The following is a 14,487-nucleotide window of genomic DNA, read 5'->3' on the forward strand; positions in this document are numbered from 1 at the left end:
GCACCTGCCGCGCATAGATCAATAAGGCACTTTTCGGTGCCCCGGTTCCCAGGAGGTAACCATGAGCACAGCGGAGAGCGCGCCGGGATCCGGCGAGCAGCAGGACGCCTGCCGGACCCGCGAGGTGCTCGACATCGTCGGGGACAAGTGGTCCCTGCTCGTCGTACGCAACCTCAGCCAGGGCCCGCGCCGCTTCACCGAACTCAAGCGGGCCATCGACGGCATCAGCCAGCGCATGCTCACCGTCACCCTGCGCGGTCTGGAACGCGACGGAATCCTCACCCGGACCGTCCGCAACGTCATGCCGCCGCACGTCAGTTACGAACTCACTCCGATGGGCAGAACGCTCCGCGAGGCCACCGCGCCCCTGCTGAAGTGGAGCATCGAGCACCTGGCCCACATCGACGCCGCCCGCGCCACATACGATGCCCGCGACCGTGTCCCGGATTGATATTTCCTATCTTGACCCGCAGGCGTATCCCGGCATCGAGTTGAGCCTGACAGACCGTCACCCGGTCGAGGCCCTGCGGACATTGCGACGCCGCTCAAATCACCCGGAGCCGTAGGCCGCGCTCGCGGTCTCGACGAACGAGCGGATCAGCGGATCGGTGTCGCCCTCTTTCCATGCCACCACCGCGCGGCTGGGCGGCATGTCGACCACCGGGACCACGACGAGCCCCTGGGCCGGTTGGTGGCTCAGGAGCGTCATGCCGACCGTGCCGTTCCAGAGAACCGACTGCCGGCACTCCTGGACGGCGCGCACGACCGGGCCTTCGCGCGGTTGCCCGCCGTTCCAGTACAACTGCCAACGGGAATCGGTGCCTTCGGGGAAGACGAACCAGCGCCGGTCGGCCAGGTCGGCGAGTTCGAGCACGTCCCGGCGGGCCAGCGGATCGTCCGCACGCAGCAGCGCGCCCACCGGGTCGGTACGCAACTCCCTTACGGTCAGGCCGGTTTCGTCGAACGGTCCGCGGGTGAGGGCGACGTCGACCAGTCCCGCGTGCACACCGCACAGGGGATCCGTCAGGTCGGTCTCGCGGATACGGACCTCCACGTGCGGGTGCCGGCGGCGGTAGGCGGCGGCCAGCCGTGTCGCCGCGGGGTCGGTGCTGTCGCCCAGGAAGCCGACCGTGAGGGTCGCGGCGCCGGCCGCAGCGGCGACCCGTACGCGTGCCCGCTCGGCGTGGTCGAGCAGCGCCCGCGCCTCGTCGAGCAGCACCGACCCCACCGGGGTGAGCCCCACTCCCGCGGCGGACCGGTCGAACAGCGCGGCGCCGATCTCGGCCTCCAGCCGCTTGATCGCGCGGCTCAGCGGCGGCTGACTCATATGGAGGCGGGCGGCGGCCCGGCCGAAATGGAGTTCCTCGGCGACCGCGACGAAATAGCGCAGCGAACGTAGCTCCATACAGCGACGATACCCGTACGGTATCGGGGCCCCGGAACGGGTCTTGGACACCCGCGGCCCTGCGGCAGTGCAATCGGGAGTCATGAACGTCGCGTACTGGATCATCGCCGGCCTGCTCGCCCTCTTCTACCTCTACGGCGGTGGCGTGAAGGTCGTCCGGAGCCGTGAGCAGCTCCTGCCGATGATGGCCTGGGTGGACAGCACACCGATGCCCGCCGTCAGGGCCATCGGAGTCATCGAGGTGCTCGGCGCGATCGGGCTGATCCTCCCGCCCCTGACCAAAATCGCGGCCTGGCTGTCCCTGGTCGCCGCCATCGGGTTCGTGGTGCTGCAGATCGGCGCCACCCGGGTGCACGCGCGCCGCGGGGACCGGCAGATCGCCCTCAACATCACGCTCCTGCTCGCCGCTGCCGTGACCGCCTGGCTGTCGACGGCATGGCTGTGAACTAATGGTCACCATGCCTGGAACCAGCAACGCGAGCGGCGGGAAGCATCCGGTGGAGCTCGGCGCCGTACAGGAAACGCTGTTCGTCCCCTTGGCCGCGCGGGCCCGGGAGACGGCCAAGAGGCGACCGTTGCTGCGGGATCCGAAGGCCGTGGAGATGATCGACGAGATCGACTATCCCGTGGAGAAGTACGGGCCCGGGCCCGGTTCGTCGATCACGGTTCTGCGCACGGCGATCGTCGACCACTGGGTGCGGGCGTTCCTCGCCGAGCATCCGGCGGGGACGGTCGTCGAGATCGGCACGGGGCTCAACACCCGGTTCGAGCGGGTGGACAACGGCACGGTGCACTGGGTCGACCTCGATCTTCCGGACACGATCGCACTGCGCCGGAGGTACTTCACGGACAGCGAGCGCCGCCGTACGGTCGCGGCGTCCGTGCTGGACGAGGAATGGCTGCGCACGGTGGAGGAAGGCCCCGGCCCCTACTTCTTCGTCGCCGAGGGCGTACTCGTCTATCTCCCGGAGGACGAGGCGGCCCGGGCGCTCACCCGCATCGCACAGCGGTTCCCCGGCGCGCTGGTGGCCCTGGACACCTATCCGCAGCGGCTGCTGGAGAAGCAGCACGAGCAGGCGGTCCGCAAGGAGATGGAGGCCCGGTGGGCCTGGTCCTGCGAGGACCCGCGGTCGTTGGAGAAGCTGGGGATGAGCGTGGTGGAGGCGGCTTCCGTCACCCGGCCGCCTCGCGCGTTCCGTGCCGGACTCCCCCTGCGTTTCCGGCTGCTGTTGCCTCTGGCCGACCGGCTGCTGCACGGGATGTTCAACCTCACGCTTTTCCGGGCCGGAGAGCGCTGACCACGCATCGTCGGCGGGATTGTGCTAGGGTTTCACACGTTGCAGTTGTGGTACCCATGAACCTATGTGCGCCTGACGGGAATGTTTATCCTTCAGGCGCATTATTTGTTTCCGGCATTTCCGGATGGGGCCTCTGCCATAAGAAGGAGAATGTCATGGCACAGGGAACCGTCAAGTGGTTCAACTCCGAAAAGGGTTTCGGATTCATCGAGCAGGACGGCGGCGGCCCGGACGTCTTCGCCCACTACTCGAACATCGCCTCCCAGGGCTTCCGTGAGCTGCAGGACGGCCAGCGGGTGTCCTTCGACGTCACGCAGGGCCAGAAGGGCCCGCAGGCGGAGAACATCGTTCCCGCCTGATCGCGGACGCGTATCCGCTCACCGGGGTCCGCACCGTCACGGTGCGGACCCCGGTTTGTGCTGTTCCCAGGTTTGCGCTGTTTCCAGGAAGGCAGACAACCGCATGTCCCGCAGGTCCCAGAAGCCGAACCGACGCGTCTCGTCACCCCAGCCGTCCGCGTCGTCGCAACGGGAATTCCGGCTGCCGGAAAGTACGACGCCCGCACTTCCCGCCGTCGAGGACTTCGCCGGTATGGACATGCCCGCGGGACTGCTGAAGACCCTGGTCGCGCAGGGCGTGACCACTCCCTTCCCGATCCAGGCAGCCACCCTGCCCAACTCGCTCGCCGGCCGTGATCTGCTGGGCCGGGGGCGCACCGGTTCCGGCAAGACCCTCGCGTTCGGGCTGGCGCTGCTGGCCCGCACGGCCGGACTGCGTGCCGAGCCCAGGGCGCCCCTCGCGTTGGTACTGGTGCCGACCCGGGAACTGGCGCAGCAGGTGACGGACGCGCTGACGCCGTACGCGACGGCGGTGAACCTGCGGCTGGCCACGGTGGTCGGCGGGCTTTCCATCACCAAGCAGGCCGGTGCGCTGCGGCGCGGCGTCGAGGTGCTCGTGGCGACCCCCGGCAGGCTCAACGACCTGGTGGATCGCGGGGACTGCGTCCTCGGCGACGTACGCATCACGGTGCTGGACGAAGCCGACCAGATGACCGACATGGGGTTCCTGCCGCAGATCACCAAGCTGATCCAGCAGGTGCGGGCCGACGGGCAGCGGATGCTCTTCTCGGCCACCCTGGACCGCAACATCGACCGTCTCGTGCAGCGGTTCCTGACCGATCCGGTGGCGCACTCCGTGGATCCGTCCGCGGGAGCGGTGACCACCATGGAGCACCATGTGCTCCACGTGCTGGACGAGACCGACAAGAAAGCCGTCACCACACGCATCGCGGCCCGAGACGGCCGGGTGCTCCTCTTCCTCGACACCAAGAGATCCGCCGACCGGCTCGCCAAGCGGCTCCTGGCCGTCGGCGTGCGCGCGGCGGCGCTGCACGGCGGACGCTCCCAGCCGCAGCGCAACCGCACCCTGGAACAGTTCAAGAACGGCCAGGTCACCGCGCTGGTGGCGACGAACGTGGCGGCCCGGGGCATACACATCGACGATCTCGACCTCGTCGTGAACGTCGATCCCCCCGCCGACCACAAGGACTACCTCCACCGGGGCGGCCGCACGGCCCGCGCCGGAGGCTCAGGCAGCGTGGTCACGCTCGTCCTGCCCGAGCAGAAGCGGGACATGACCCGGCTCATGTCGGACGCGGGCATCCGCCCCAGGACGGCCCGCGTCACATCGAGCGACACGGAACTGGCCACCATCACCGGCGCCCGCGAGCCGTCCGGCGTCGCCGTCACCATCGAGGTCCCCCAGCAGGAGCCCCCGAAGACGTCCCGCCCCGCTCGCAAGCCGGGTACCACCCCGAGCAGGCGATCCGCCCGTCGCCGCAACGGCAGCGGAACAGGGACCCCCGCGGCCCCCGCTACGGGCAGCCGCGGCTCGGGCCGCCGATCCCCCGAGGGTGCAACAGCCAAGGGCGAAGCCACCGGCACTCCCACCCGCCGGGCCAGGTCCGCAGGAGCCAAGGGCGGTGCCGTCGGCGCAGGTGGCCGTGGCGCGGAGCGCCAGGCCACGAACGGCACGGCAGCGGGCGGCGCCTCCGGCAAGGCCACCCGCGGCTCGAGCCGACGCGCCACGTCCGGAGGAAACACGGGCGGCGCCGGCGCGGCCGGCGGCCGAGGCTCCGACCGCCGAGGCGGCGGACGCCGGACCTCCGCCACCTAGAGCCCGCTGCGCCGCGCGTCCGCAAGCAGGTTCAGCTTGCGGCGCGGTGGCCCACTACCGGTTCGGCTATCAGGCGGGCCATGGGGCAGAGGGTTTGGCCGTGGTGGGTGAAGAGGGCGTCGCGGGAGTCGAAGTGGCCGAGGTCCGACAGGACGTAGGCCGAGAGGTCGCAGGCGGGGCCCGTGGCCGGGCAGAGGGTGGTGCCGTCCCAGTCGATGGCGGTGCGGGACAGCGCCTCGAAGAGGGTTTCGCTGCCGGTGTTCGTGAAGCCGCCGCCGGCGCTCTCGCTCAACTCGTCGAGTCCGCCGAAGAGTTCGGAGACCGTCAGCCAGGACGTGGCGTCGATCCGGAACTCCGGCCAGGCCAGGACCACTTGGTGCGGGACGAGCTGGTGCAGGCGCGGGAAGCGCGGGTACCAGAACGTGCCGTCCACCAGCAGCCCCCGCACCCGCGTCGGCACTCCCGATGCCCGCGCGACGGCTTCCAGTACGGCCAGCCGCTGGCTGCACGAGCCGCGGCCGCGGCGCAGTATCTGCGAGACGGGCCGCTCGTCCTGGACCGAGTAGACCGGTTGCACGGCCTTGGCGATCCACTGGTGGGCCCGGCGCAGGTCCGCTGTCCGGCGCGCCCGATCCGCCGCGTCCCCCACGTCCGCCGTCATGCCGACCCGTCGTCGCATCGAGGTGACGTACGGATGCTGCCAGTCGAGGATCCGCGTCGGCGCCGTGTCCCCCACCGCCTCCTGCCGCGAGTCCACGCCCGCGCGGACGCGGCCTCGTGGCATGAGAAGCGAGCTCGTCATGACTGGTCCTCTCGCCGACGCGATTCCCGTGCATCTGTGCGACGCATCATGACAGAGGTTTTGAACACGTTCAACAATGCTGCGGAACGTCAGGAGTCGTAGTCGACCGTCAGCGCCTCCGACACGGGGAACGACTGGCAGGTCAGTACGTAACCGGCGCCGACCTCGGCGGTCTCCAGCGCGTAGTTGCGGCGCATGTCCGCCTCGCCGTCGGTGATGCGGGCCCGGCAGGTGCCGCAGACTCCGCCCTTGCAGGCGAACGGGAGGTCGGGGCGTACGCGGGAGGCGGCGTCCAGGATGGTGGACTCGCGGGAGAGCGCGGAGGTGGTGGAGCGGCCGTCCAGGACGACCGTGACCTGGCTGACAGGACCGTCGGCCCTGCCCTCCTCGTGCAGCACCGGCGCGAACGGCTCCTCGCCCGCGAAGAACAGCTCCTGGTGAACCCGGTCCTCGGGCACCCCCAGCTCCGCCAGGACCTTCTGGGCGTCCAGGACCATGCCGTGGGGGCCGCACAGCCACCAGTGGTCGGCCTCGGAGACGTCGACCAGGCCGTCGATGAGCGCGCTCAGGCGGGCGGCGTCCAGGCGGCCGCTGAGCAGCTCGGCCTCGCGCGGTTCCCGGGACAGCACGTGCGCGAGCTGGAACCGGGAGGGATACAGGTCCTTCAGGTCCGCGAGCTCGTCGGCGAACATCACCGAGTCGGTGCGGCGGTTGCCGTAGAACAGCGTGACGCGGGAGTGGTCGTCGGCGGCGAGGACGGACTCGGCGATGGAGACCATGGGCGTGACGCCCGAACCGGCCGCGATGAGCACATGGTGTCCCGGCGTGGTCAGGTCGGGGGTGAAGGCGCCGACCGGGCCCATCACCTCGACGGTGTCGCCGGGCCTTACGTCGTTCACCAGCCACGAGGAGAACAGGCCCCCGGGCACCACCCGGACCCCGATCCGTGGCCGGGAGCCCGCCGGAGCGCAGATGGAGTACGAGCGCCGCTCGTCCCGGCCCTCGATCTCGCGGCGCAGGGTGAGCGACTGGCCCGCCTCGAAGGCGAACTCCTCGGTCAGTTCAGTGGGGACGTCGAAGCTCACCGCGACCGCGTCCTCGCACAACCGCTGCACGTCCGCGACCCGCAGGGCATGGAAGGCCGGACGACGACGGGCTCGCCGCACCGGCGAGGGAGCGGCGGTGCCGGATGCCGGCAGGTCTTCCATCAGATCTCCTTGACGTACTCGAACGGTTCCCGGCAGGCGCGGCAGCGCCACAGCGCCTTGCAGGAGGTGGCGCCGAAGCGGGAGGTCTCCTCGGTGTCCGTCGCACCGCAGCGGGGGCACGGGACCGCGCGCCGGGTGGTGGACAGGACCAGCGGCACCGGTCCGGCCGACGGGCGCGGTGCCGGTCCGGGCGGTGCGATGCCGTGCTCGGCGAGCTTGCGGCGGCCTTCGGCGGTGATCCAGTCCGTGGACCACGGGGGATCCAGGACCGTACGCACCTCCACGCGCTCGTAGCCCGCGTCCGTCAGCCGGGCCGCGACACCGGCGCGCATCTCGGCCATGGCCGGGCAGCCGGAGTAGGTCGGGGTGAGTTCGGCGACCACCGTGCCGTCGGGGGTCAGCGTGACGTCCCGCAGCACTCCGAGGTCGGCGAGGGTCAGCATGGGCAGCTCGGGGTCGGGCACCTGCTCGGCGATGTGCCGGGCGCGCCGGTCGTCGGTGAGCGTGGTCACCATGTCGCCTCCGGATGCGCGCGGGCCACGCTCTGCAGTTCCGCGAGGAGCGGGGCGAGGTGTCCGGTGTGGTCGCCTTCGCGTCCGTTGCCGTCCGGCGTCCGCGGGAGGTCCGGCAGGGTCAGGCCCGCGGCCTCGGTGACCTGCCGCAGCACGGCGAGAACGGCCGTACGGGCGTCGTGGGCCGCGAACAACTCACCGAGATGGGGGGCCACTTGATCGAGGCCCGCCTGCATCCGCCGGTGGGACTCGTCCGTTCCGTCGCCGAGGCGGACGACCCACTCGGCCGCGTACTGCCGGTGGTAGGTCATCTCCTTCACGCCCTTGGCGGCGATGGCGGCCAGCACCGGGTCGGCGTGCGCGGCGAGCTGCTCGAAGTGGGCCAGGCGCCAGGAGGCGAACACCAGCAGCCGGGCCATGGAGAACGCGAAGTCCCCGTTGGGCAGTTCGGCCAGCCGTACGCTGCGGAAGTCGTCCGCGTCGCGGAAGTACGCGTAGGCGTCCTCACCGCGCCCGGTGCCGTCGACCTGGCCGCAGCGGGCGTACAGCAGACGCGCCTGGCCGAGGTAGTCGAGCCCGATGTTGGCGAGGGCGACCTCCTCCTCCAACTCCGGTGCGCGCGTGGTCCATTCGGCCAGTCGCTGGGCGGTGACCAGCGCGTCGTCGCCCAACGCCAGGCAGGTCGCGGCCAGTTCGTCCCGGTCGACGTCGTCGGGGACGGCCGTGCTGATGCCGTGCAGCGGGTCCTCGAAGCCGGTGCCGAAGGCCCAGCGGGCGTCGCCGTCCTCGTGCCCCTCGGCGAGGGACATGTAGACGTGGTCGTCGCTCATGCCCAGCTCCTAGATGTGGGGGACGTCGTCGGGGATGTCGTAGAAGGTGGGGTGGCGGTACACCTTGTCGGCGCTGGGGGCGAAGAAGGGGTCCTTCTCGTCGCGGGTGGAGGCCGCGATGTGCTCGGAGCGCACCACCCAGATGCTCACGCCCTCGTTGCGGCGGGTGTACAGGTCGCGCGCGTGCGTGAGCGCCATCGTGTCGTCCGCCGCGTGCAGGGAGCCGACATGGACGTGGTTGAGGCCACGCTTGCCCCGTACGAACACCTCGTACAGGGGCCAGCCGTGCTTGCCGGAGGTCATGCCGCCGTTCCCTTCTCGGCGCGAGCGGCCTGCTTGGCAGCGTGTGCGACGGCTGCCTCGCGCACCCAGGCGCCTTCTTCGTGAGCGGTCCGTCGCCGCTGGATCCGTTCGGTGTTGCAGGGGCCGTCGCCCTTGATGACCCGCATCAGCTCGTCCCAGTCCGGTGTGCCGAAGTCGTGATGGCCGCGCTCCTCGTTCCAGGTCAGGTCCGGGTCGGGCAGGGTGACGCCGAGCTTCTCGGCCTGCGGGACGGTCATGTCGACGAAGCGCTGGCGCAGTTCGTCGTTGCTGTGCCGCTTGATCTTCCAGGCCATCGACTGGCGGGAGTTGGGCGAGGCGTCGTCGGGCGGGCCGAACATCATCAGGGACGGCCACCACCAGCGGTTCACCGCGTCCTGCACCATTTCGCGCTGGGCGTCGGTGCCGCGCATCATCGTCATCAGCAGCTCGTAGCCCTGCCGCTGATGGAAGGACTCCTCCTTGCAGATCCGCACCATCGCGCGTGCGTACGGACCGTAGGAGGAGCGGCACAGGGGCACCTGGTTGCAGATGGCGGCGCCGTCCACGAACCAGCCGATCACGCCCACGTCCGCGAAGCTCAGCGTCGGGTAGTTGAAGATCGAGGAGTACTTCTGGCGGCCCTCGATGAGCCGCTCGGTGAGGTCGGCGCGGTCGGCGCCGAGGGTCTCGGCCGCGGAGTACAGATACAGGCCGTGTCCCGCCTCGTCCTGCACCTTGGCGAACAGGATCGCCTTGCGGCGCAGCGACGGGGCACGCGTGATCCACTCGCCCTCGGGCTGCATGCCGATGATCTCCGAGTGCGCGTGCTGGGCCACCTGACGGATCAGGGTCCTGCGGTAGCCCTCGGGCATCCAGTCGCGCGGCTCGATCCGCTGGTCCCGCGCGATCGTCGCCTCGAAGTGCTCCTGCAGCGCCGGCGGTGCCTCGTGCGCGACCGGCGAGTCGGCCTGCTGTGCCGTCATCCCTACCACCAATCCCAACCGACCGTTCGTTCGGTCCATCATAGGACGAGACTCCCGGGTCTCGGCAAGTGCCGAAGCCCGCTCAATTACCCGTACGGGCGGTGTCGCTCACACGCGCTCCACCAGCATCGCCACGCCCTGTCCTACGCCGACGCACAGGGTCGCGAGGCCGCGGGTGGCGCCTTCGCGCTCCAGCCGGCCGAGCAGGGTCAGCAGGATGCGGGCTCCGGAGCAGCCCAGCGGGTGGCCGAGCGCGATGGCGCCGCCGTCGGCGTTGACCTTGCCCTCGTCCAGCTTCAGTCGGCGTATGACGGCCAGGGCCTGCGCGGCGAAGGCCTCGTTGAGCTCGACGGCGTCCAGGTCGCCGGCCTGCCACCCGGCCCGCGCGAGTGCCTTCTCGGTGGCCGGCACCGGTCCGAGCCCCATCAGGTGGGGCTGCACCCCGGCCGAGGCGGAGGTGACGATCCGGGCGCGCGGGGTGAGTCCGTGCCGCTCCACCGCCGAGGCGCTCGCCACGATCAGGGCCGCGGCGCCGTCCGAGAGGGGCGAGGCGGAGCCCGCGGTGACGATGCCGTCCTCGCGGAAGACGGTACGCAGGGTGCCCAGCTTCTCCAGCGAGGTCGAGGGGCGCGGCCCCTCGTCGCGGGTGACCTCGCCGTCCCGTACCGGCACGGGCACGATCTCGCGGTCGAAGCGGCCCGCCTCCTGCGCGGCGACGGCCCGCTGGTGGCTGCGGAGCGCGAAGGCGTCGGAGTCCGCGCGGGTGATGCCGTCCAGGGCGGCGACCTCCTCGGCCGTCTCCCCCATCGACAGCGTGACCTTCGTCGTCCCGGGCCCCGCATCGGTGGCGACGGCGCGGTCCGCGGCCGTGAAGCGGGGGTTGGTGAAGCGCCAGCCGAGCGAGGTGTCGTACGCCTGTCCCGGCCGGGCCCACGGGGTTCCCGGCTTCTCCATGACCCACGGGGCCCGGGTCATGGACTCCACGCCGCCGGCCACGACGAGGTCGGCCTCGCCACAGCGGATCGCCTGGGCGGCCGAGGCCACGGCGGTCAGGCCGGAGGCGCAGAGCCGGTTGACGGTGTAGCCGGGCACGGTGTGCGGCAGCCCGGCGAGCAGGACGGCCATCCGCGCGACGTCCCGGTTGTCCTCACCGGCCTGGTTGGCGGCGCCCAGGATCACCTCGTCCACGACCTCGGCCGGGATGCCCGAGCGGCGCACGGCCTCGCCGACGACGAGGGCCGCCAGGTCGTCGGGGCGTACGGAGGCCAGGGCGCCGCCGTAGCGGCCCTGCGGGGTGCGGGCTCCGTCGATCAGATAGACGTCTTCGGACATCGGTCGGACTCCTCGGTCGTGACGGCGACGGGTCCGGCGCGGGAGTCTGGACCTCTGGACTCCGTTCGCCACACGGCTCGCCTCTTGACAGCCAACGGGGCGGCTTGATTACTTGGCCATTCCGAACGCTAACCGAATGGTCGGTCGGGAGACAAGGTGGTGTGAACATGACGGAGGCCGCGCAGTCGACTCCGGCACCCGCGGAGCGCATGTTCGCCGCGGACGAGGCCTCGCAACGGCTCGGCATCGAACTCGTCGAGGTGGGCGAGGGCACCGCCGTGCTCCGCATGACGGTGACCAAGGCCATGGTCAACGGCCACGGCATCGCCCACGGCGGATATGTGTTCCTGCTGGCCGACTCCGCCTTCGCCTGTGCCTGCAACAGCCACGGCCCGGTCACCGTCGCGTCCGGGGCGGACGTCACCTTCGTCGCCCCGGCGTACGAGGGCGACGTCCTGACGGCGACCGCCGAGGAGGTCACCCGGTTCGGCCGCAGCGGCGTCTACGACGTGAGCGTGCGGCGCGGTGACGAGGTGGTCGCCGTCTTCCGCGGCCGCAGCCGCACGATCCGCGACACGCAACCCGAGCAGCCGCGCTGACCGCTGTCAGGCGATCGCTGCCGCGAGCAGTTCGATCTGCTCCAGCCCCGACCCGGTGGGGACGAAGATGAGTTCGTCGCAGCCGCTCTCCTTGAACGCGGCGACATAGGACTTGACCATGTCGGGGCTCACCGCCGCACCCGCGGCCACCTGGCCGGCGACGTCGCCGAGGAAGCCGTAGTAGTCCAGAAGGTAGCCGTCGGCCTGGGCGCGGGCGTCTGGGCCGAGCCCGAAGTAGGCCAGTGACAGCTTGCGGGGGCTGCCCGCGCGTCCGGCGTCCTGCCACGCCTTGTCCACGCCCACCGCGGCCTCGGCGAACATCTCCGGTGTGCCGCCGCCCATGATCCAGCCGTCGCCGAACTCCGCCACGCGCCGGAAGCTGGCCGCGGTCCCGCCGCCCAGGATCAGCTCGGGGCCGCCCTCGCGCACCGGCTTCGGCCCGATCCCTCCGGCGAATCCGCGCTCCTCCCCGGACCAGACGCGCTTCATCTCCCGCAGTTGTTCCTCGAAGCGGCGCCCGCGGCCCTTGGTGGGCAATCCGCTCGCGGCGAAGTCGTCGTCACGGCCGCCGAGCCCCGCGCCCAGGACGAAGCGTCCGCCGGAGATGCGTTCGAGGGACGCCGCCTGCTTGGCCAGCAGGGCCGCGTTCTCGTACAGCGGGGCGAGGAGCACGCTCGTCGTCAGCCGGATTCTGCTGGTGACGGCGGCAGCCGCGCTGAGCGCGATCAGCTCCTCGTAACCCTGGTACACGAGCCGGCCGATCGTGCCCAGGGTGCTGAACCCCGCCCCCTCGGCCTGGCGGGCCCAGTCCAGCAGCCGCTGCGGTTCGGTGCCGGGAACCGTGTTGGGAAGGCCGATTCCAATGTCCATCGTTCCTCCGGTCGTAGACAACTCGCTCCGAGCCCATCATGCGCGCACCTACCGCACACGCGGGCGGCGGCCATCGGGTGGCGGCCTGCCGGGAAGCAGCAGCGGCGCCTCGCCGTCGGCGGCCGTGGCGGGCGCGTCGGTCAGCCGCATGCGCTCACGCAGGCGGCCGTAGAAGTTGGCGGGGTTCAGTCGGACCAGCCGCAGGGGCTCCGGCGCCGCCGTCACCCCGATCCAGTCCCCGGGGTCGAGAACGCCCCGCGGCTGCCCGTCGACGCTCACCGCGGCGCGCCCGGAGTGCGGTAGCAGCCGGAGGACGATCGGTTCGTCCGCGTTCGCGATCACCGTGCGGTTGAAGGCCATGTGCGGGGCGACGGGAGTGAAGACGACCGCTCGCATACGGGGTGACAGGACCGGTCCGCCCGCGGCGAAGCTGTACGCGGTCGAACCGGTCGGGGTCGCGACGATGACGCCGTCGGCCGAGTACGAGGCCAGCAGCCGGCCCGCGATGTAGACGCCCAACGCGACCTGGTGGTCCCGGGCCAGCTTCTCCACCACGATGTCGTTGAGGGCGGTGACGTCCAGCGCGATGCCCCAGCCGTCCTCCTGGGTGGGATCGGGCTGCGGCGGTGGCGGCGGCAGGGCGGGCCCGCGGCCGTAGCAGAGGAACTGCTCCAGGTCGGTGGGGAGCTCCAGCAGTTTCGACGCCCGCATGGTGAGCGTCATGCGCTCCTCGCACTCGGACCGCCCCGCGTGCACGGCGTCCAGCGCCTGCTCGACCTCGGTGACGGCGGTCTCGGTCAGGAAGCCGACCCTGCCCAGGTCGACGCCGAGCACCCTGATGTTCTTCTTGGCGGCGATACGGGCGCCGCGCAGGAAGGTGCCGTCTCCGCCGAGGGTCACGATGAGGTCGGGGCTGCCCGCGGCCCGCACCTCGTCGCGTCCGCTGCGGCGGCTCCCCTGGCCCTGCCACACGTCGATGTCGAAGCAGCCGATGCCCTGCCGTGCGCACCACCGGCGCACGGTCTCCCCTCCCGCCACCGCCTCGGGACGGCCTCCGTGCACAACGAGTCCCAACCGGCTGATCGGCATGTCATCTCCCACGCTGCCGTCGGGTCTGCGGGCTGTACGCCATCGTCACAGCATTTCGGGAGGGGTGCCACGGGTCGTGGCGGTGCCATGGGTCGGAGCGGCCGGGGGTCAGGCGTGGCCGGCGGCCTTGACGAGGGGCGCGTCCCGGGTGAACTGCCGGAATCCGACGCTGTAGTACAGGCCGCGGGCCGCCGGGTGGCCGGGCGAGCCCAGGCAGGCGACGGTCATGTCACGGGCCCCGGCGTCCCGCGCCAGACGCATCCCGTGCAGCAGCATCGCCCGGCCCAACCCGCGCCGCCGGTAGTCGGGATGGGTCCCGACCGGCTCGAACTCGGCGGTCCTGTTGTGCTCGTCCAGCCACATGATCGTCGACGCGGCCATCGTGCCGTCCGGCGCCTCCACCAGGACATGCAGGTCGCCGCGGTACGGCGGTGTGCGGCGTACGCCCTCGTAGGCCTCGGCCGTGTATGCCGAGGGTGCCCAGGCGTCCACGTGGGCCCGGACGGCGGCCCGGGGCCCGGCCTCGTCGGCGGTGCGGAACCGGAATCCGGCGGGCAGCCGCGGCTGTTCCAGGTCGGTGAGGTCCCGTTGGTTGAGCTGGGTCCAGGAGCCGTTGTCGCCGAGCGAGGCCGGATCGGTCTCGTAGCCGTGCGCCGCCCAGCGCTCCAGCGCGAGCGCGTCGGCGGCCTGCGCCATCACCGTGCGGCGGAGGCCGGCCGTCACGCCGTCGTACCACTCGATCACTCGTCCAGCAGCCCGCTGTGCGCGGGATGGACCTGGTGGGCCAGATAGGCGCTCGTCACGTCCTTCACCGACCCGTCGTTCCGCCGTAGCCGCCGCGGCAGGCTCGCCCAGCCCCAGGCCACCAACTCGGCGCCGGAGAACCACAGTCGACGCCGCCAGCTCCCGCCGTCGCTCGCATGCCCCTTGCCCCAGATCCAGGCCAGCTCGCCCACCGACGCGTCGCTGTTCACCAGGTCGGGCCGGGCGGCCGTCACCTGCCGCGCCAGGTCCTGCATGAGCTGCACGTCCGCGGCGGTCACCAGCTCGGAGTCGTCCATGGTGGGCCACTGTGCCAGGG

18 protein-coding genes are annotated in these 14,487 nt (G+C 71.4%); 6 read left to right on the forward strand and 12 right to left on the reverse strand.

Features of this window, described 5'->3' with window-relative positions; genetic code table 11:
* Positions 1-61 precede the first annotated feature (61 nt).
* Positions 62-451, forward strand: a complete 390-nt coding sequence (locus tag JYK17_RS13690; protein WP_108014292.1) for a winged helix-turn-helix transcriptional regulator — start codon at positions 62-64, stop codon at positions 449-451.
* 99 nt (positions 452-550) lie between these two features.
* On the opposite strand, the gene JYK17_RS13695 is transcribed toward JYK17_RS13690, so the two are convergent.
* A complete protein-coding gene (locus tag JYK17_RS13695) occupies positions 551-1,405 on the reverse strand; it encodes a LysR family transcriptional regulator (protein WP_108014293.1) in 855 nt (284 codons plus the stop codon).
* Between the two features lie 82 nt (positions 1,406-1,487).
* Here JYK17_RS13695 and JYK17_RS13700 point away from each other — a divergent pair, with 82 nt between their 5' ends.
* The 4 genes from JYK17_RS13700 to JYK17_RS13715 all read left to right on the forward strand — a co-directional run bounded on the left by JYK17_RS13700 (position 1,488) and on the right by JYK17_RS13715 (position 4,878).
* Positions 1,488-1,850 (forward strand): DoxX family protein, encoded by a 363-nt coding sequence (locus tag JYK17_RS13700; protein ID WP_108014294.1) that lies wholly within the window; start codon positions 1,488-1,490, stop codon positions 1,848-1,850.
* Positions 1,851-1,863: 13 nt separating this feature from the next.
* A complete protein-coding gene (locus tag JYK17_RS13705; RefSeq protein WP_222810459.1) occupies positions 1,864-2,703 on the forward strand; it encodes a class I SAM-dependent methyltransferase in 840 nt (279 codons plus the stop codon).
* Between the two features lie 155 nt (positions 2,704-2,858).
* A complete protein-coding gene (locus JYK17_RS13710; RefSeq protein ID WP_108014296.1) occupies positions 2,859-3,062 on the forward strand; it encodes a cold-shock protein in 204 nt (67 codons plus the stop codon).
* Between the two features lie 103 nt (positions 3,063-3,165).
* Complete coding sequence (locus JYK17_RS13715; protein ID WP_222810460.1) at positions 3,166-4,878, forward strand: DEAD/DEAH box helicase; 1,713 nt, start codon at positions 3,166-3,168, stop codon at positions 4,876-4,878.
* 31 nt (positions 4,879-4,909) lie between these two features.
* Here JYK17_RS13715 and JYK17_RS13720 read toward each other — a convergent pair whose 3' ends face one another.
* From JYK17_RS13720 to JYK17_RS13750, 7 genes are all read right to left on the reverse strand, one after another.
* Positions 4,910-5,680: a transglutaminase-like domain-containing protein gene (locus JYK17_RS13720; protein WP_222810461.1), complete on the reverse strand. Its 771-nt coding sequence runs from the start codon at positions 5,678-5,680 to the stop codon at positions 4,910-4,912.
* 89 nt (positions 5,681-5,769) lie between these two features.
* The gene (gene paaE / locus JYK17_RS13725) at positions 5,770-6,888 is read right to left on the reverse strand and encodes a 1,2-phenylacetyl-CoA epoxidase subunit PaaE (protein WP_128800991.1); all 1,119 of its coding nucleotides are present in this window, start codon (positions 6,886-6,888) and stop codon (positions 5,770-5,772) included.
* A complete protein-coding gene (gene paaD, locus JYK17_RS13730) occupies positions 6,888-7,403 on the reverse strand; it encodes a 1,2-phenylacetyl-CoA epoxidase subunit PaaD (protein WP_128800992.1) in 516 nt (171 codons plus the stop codon). Before paaD ends, paaE begins: the two co-directional genes overlap by 1 nt.
* Positions 7,397-8,230 carry a 1,2-phenylacetyl-CoA epoxidase subunit PaaC gene (paaC, locus tag JYK17_RS13735; protein ID WP_128800993.1) on the reverse strand — a complete coding sequence of 278 codons (834 nt, stop codon included), beginning with the start codon at positions 8,228-8,230 and terminating at the stop codon, positions 7,397-7,399. Before paaC ends, paaD begins: the two co-directional genes overlap by 7 nt.
* Positions 8,231-8,239: 9 nt before the next feature.
* Complete coding sequence (gene paaB, locus JYK17_RS13740) at positions 8,240-8,533, reverse strand: 1,2-phenylacetyl-CoA epoxidase subunit PaaB (protein WP_108014302.1); 294 nt, start codon at positions 8,531-8,533, stop codon at positions 8,240-8,242.
* Complete coding sequence (paaA, locus tag JYK17_RS13745; RefSeq protein ID WP_128800994.1) at positions 8,530-9,516, reverse strand: 1,2-phenylacetyl-CoA epoxidase subunit PaaA; 987 nt, start codon at positions 9,514-9,516, stop codon at positions 8,530-8,532. Before paaA ends, paaB begins: the two co-directional genes overlap by 4 nt.
* Positions 9,517-9,624: 108 nt before the next feature.
* A complete protein-coding gene (locus JYK17_RS13750) occupies positions 9,625-10,848 on the reverse strand; it encodes a thiolase family protein (RefSeq protein WP_222810462.1) in 1,224 nt (407 codons plus the stop codon).
* A 167-nt stretch (positions 10,849-11,015) separates the two neighbouring features.
* Here JYK17_RS13750 and paaI point away from each other — a divergent pair, with 167 nt between their 5' ends.
* Positions 11,016-11,447, forward strand: coding sequence for a hydroxyphenylacetyl-CoA thioesterase PaaI (paaI, locus tag JYK17_RS13755; RefSeq protein WP_222810463.1), 432 nt, complete (start codon positions 11,016-11,018; stop codon positions 11,445-11,447).
* A gap of 6 nt (positions 11,448-11,453) precedes the next feature.
* Here paaI and JYK17_RS13760 read toward each other — a convergent pair whose 3' ends face one another.
* The 4 genes from JYK17_RS13760 to JYK17_RS40500 form a co-directional block, all read right to left on the reverse strand.
* Positions 11,454-12,317, reverse strand: coding sequence for an LLM class flavin-dependent oxidoreductase (locus tag JYK17_RS13760; RefSeq protein ID WP_222810464.1), 864 nt, complete (start codon positions 12,315-12,317; stop codon positions 11,454-11,456).
* 48 nt (positions 12,318-12,365) lie between these two features.
* On the reverse strand, positions 12,366-13,406 hold the full coding sequence (locus JYK17_RS13765; RefSeq protein WP_108014306.1) for an NAD(+)/NADH kinase: 1,041 nt from the start codon (positions 13,404-13,406) through the stop codon (positions 12,366-12,368).
* Between the two features lie 108 nt (positions 13,407-13,514).
* The gene (locus tag JYK17_RS40995; protein WP_234548337.1) at positions 13,515-14,129 is read right to left on the reverse strand and encodes a GNAT family N-acetyltransferase; all 615 of its coding nucleotides are present in this window, start codon (positions 14,127-14,129) and stop codon (positions 13,515-13,517) included.
* Positions 14,130-14,146: 17 nt separating this feature from the next.
* Positions 14,147-14,467, reverse strand: a complete 321-nt coding sequence (locus JYK17_RS40500; RefSeq protein ID WP_234548336.1) for a hypothetical protein — start codon at positions 14,465-14,467, stop codon at positions 14,147-14,149.
* Positions 14,468-14,487 lie beyond the last annotated feature (20 nt).

The organism is Streptomyces plumbidurans, from assembly GCF_019857225.1.
GTDB classification, from domain to species: domain Bacteria; phylum Actinomycetota; class Actinomycetes; order Streptomycetales; family Streptomycetaceae; genus Streptomyces; species Streptomyces plumbidurans.

Excerpts from the sequence above, each read along its gene's own strand:
- JYK17_RS13750 (WP_222810462.1), bottom strand. The coding sequence starts at position 10,848 with ATGTCCGAAGACGTCTATCTGATCGACGGAGCCCGCACCCCGCAGGGC.
- JYK17_RS13710 (WP_108014296.1), top strand. The coding sequence starts at position 2,859 with ATGGCACAGGGAACCGTCAAGTGGTTCAACTCCGAAAAGGGTTTCGGA.
- paaD (WP_128800992.1), bottom strand. The coding sequence starts at position 7,403 with ATGGTGACCACGCTCACCGACGACCGGCGCGCCCGGCACATCGCCGAG.
- paaI (WP_222810463.1), top strand. The coding sequence starts at position 11,016 with ATGACGGAGGCCGCGCAGTCGACTCCGGCACCCGCGGAGCGCATGTTC.
- paaC (WP_128800993.1), bottom strand. The coding sequence starts at position 8,230 with ATGAGCGACGACCACGTCTACATGTCCCTCGCCGAGGGGCACGAGGAC.
- paaB (WP_108014302.1), bottom strand. The coding sequence starts at position 8,533 with ATGACCTCCGGCAAGCACGGCTGGCCCCTGTACGAGGTGTTCGTACGG.
- JYK17_RS13765 (WP_108014306.1), bottom strand. The coding sequence starts at position 13,406 with ATGCCGATCAGCCGGTTGGGACTCGTTGTGCACGGAGGCCGTCCCGAG.
- paaE (WP_128800991.1), bottom strand. The coding sequence starts at position 6,888 with ATGGAAGACCTGCCGGCATCCGGCACCGCCGCTCCCTCGCCGGTGCGG.
- JYK17_RS13720 (WP_222810461.1), bottom strand. The coding sequence starts at position 5,680 with ATGACGAGCTCGCTTCTCATGCCACGAGGCCGCGTCCGCGCGGGCGTG.
- paaA (WP_128800994.1), bottom strand. The coding sequence starts at position 9,516 with ATGACGGCACAGCAGGCCGACTCGCCGGTCGCGCACGAGGCACCGCCG.
- JYK17_RS13760 (WP_222810464.1), bottom strand. The coding sequence starts at position 12,317 with ATGGACATTGGAATCGGCCTTCCCAACACGGTTCCCGGCACCGAACCG.
- JYK17_RS13700 (WP_108014294.1), top strand. The coding sequence starts at position 1,488 with ATGAACGTCGCGTACTGGATCATCGCCGGCCTGCTCGCCCTCTTCTAC.
- JYK17_RS13690 (WP_108014292.1), top strand. The coding sequence starts at position 62 with ATGAGCACAGCGGAGAGCGCGCCGGGATCCGGCGAGCAGCAGGACGCC.
- JYK17_RS40500 (WP_234548336.1), bottom strand. The coding sequence starts at position 14,467 with ATGGACGACTCCGAGCTGGTGACCGCCGCGGACGTGCAGCTCATGCAG.
- JYK17_RS13695 (WP_108014293.1), bottom strand. The coding sequence starts at position 1,405 with ATGGAGCTACGTTCGCTGCGCTATTTCGTCGCGGTCGCCGAGGAACTC.
- JYK17_RS13715 (WP_222810460.1), top strand. The coding sequence starts at position 3,166 with ATGTCCCGCAGGTCCCAGAAGCCGAACCGACGCGTCTCGTCACCCCAG.
- JYK17_RS13705 (WP_222810459.1), top strand. The coding sequence starts at position 1,864 with ATGCCTGGAACCAGCAACGCGAGCGGCGGGAAGCATCCGGTGGAGCTC.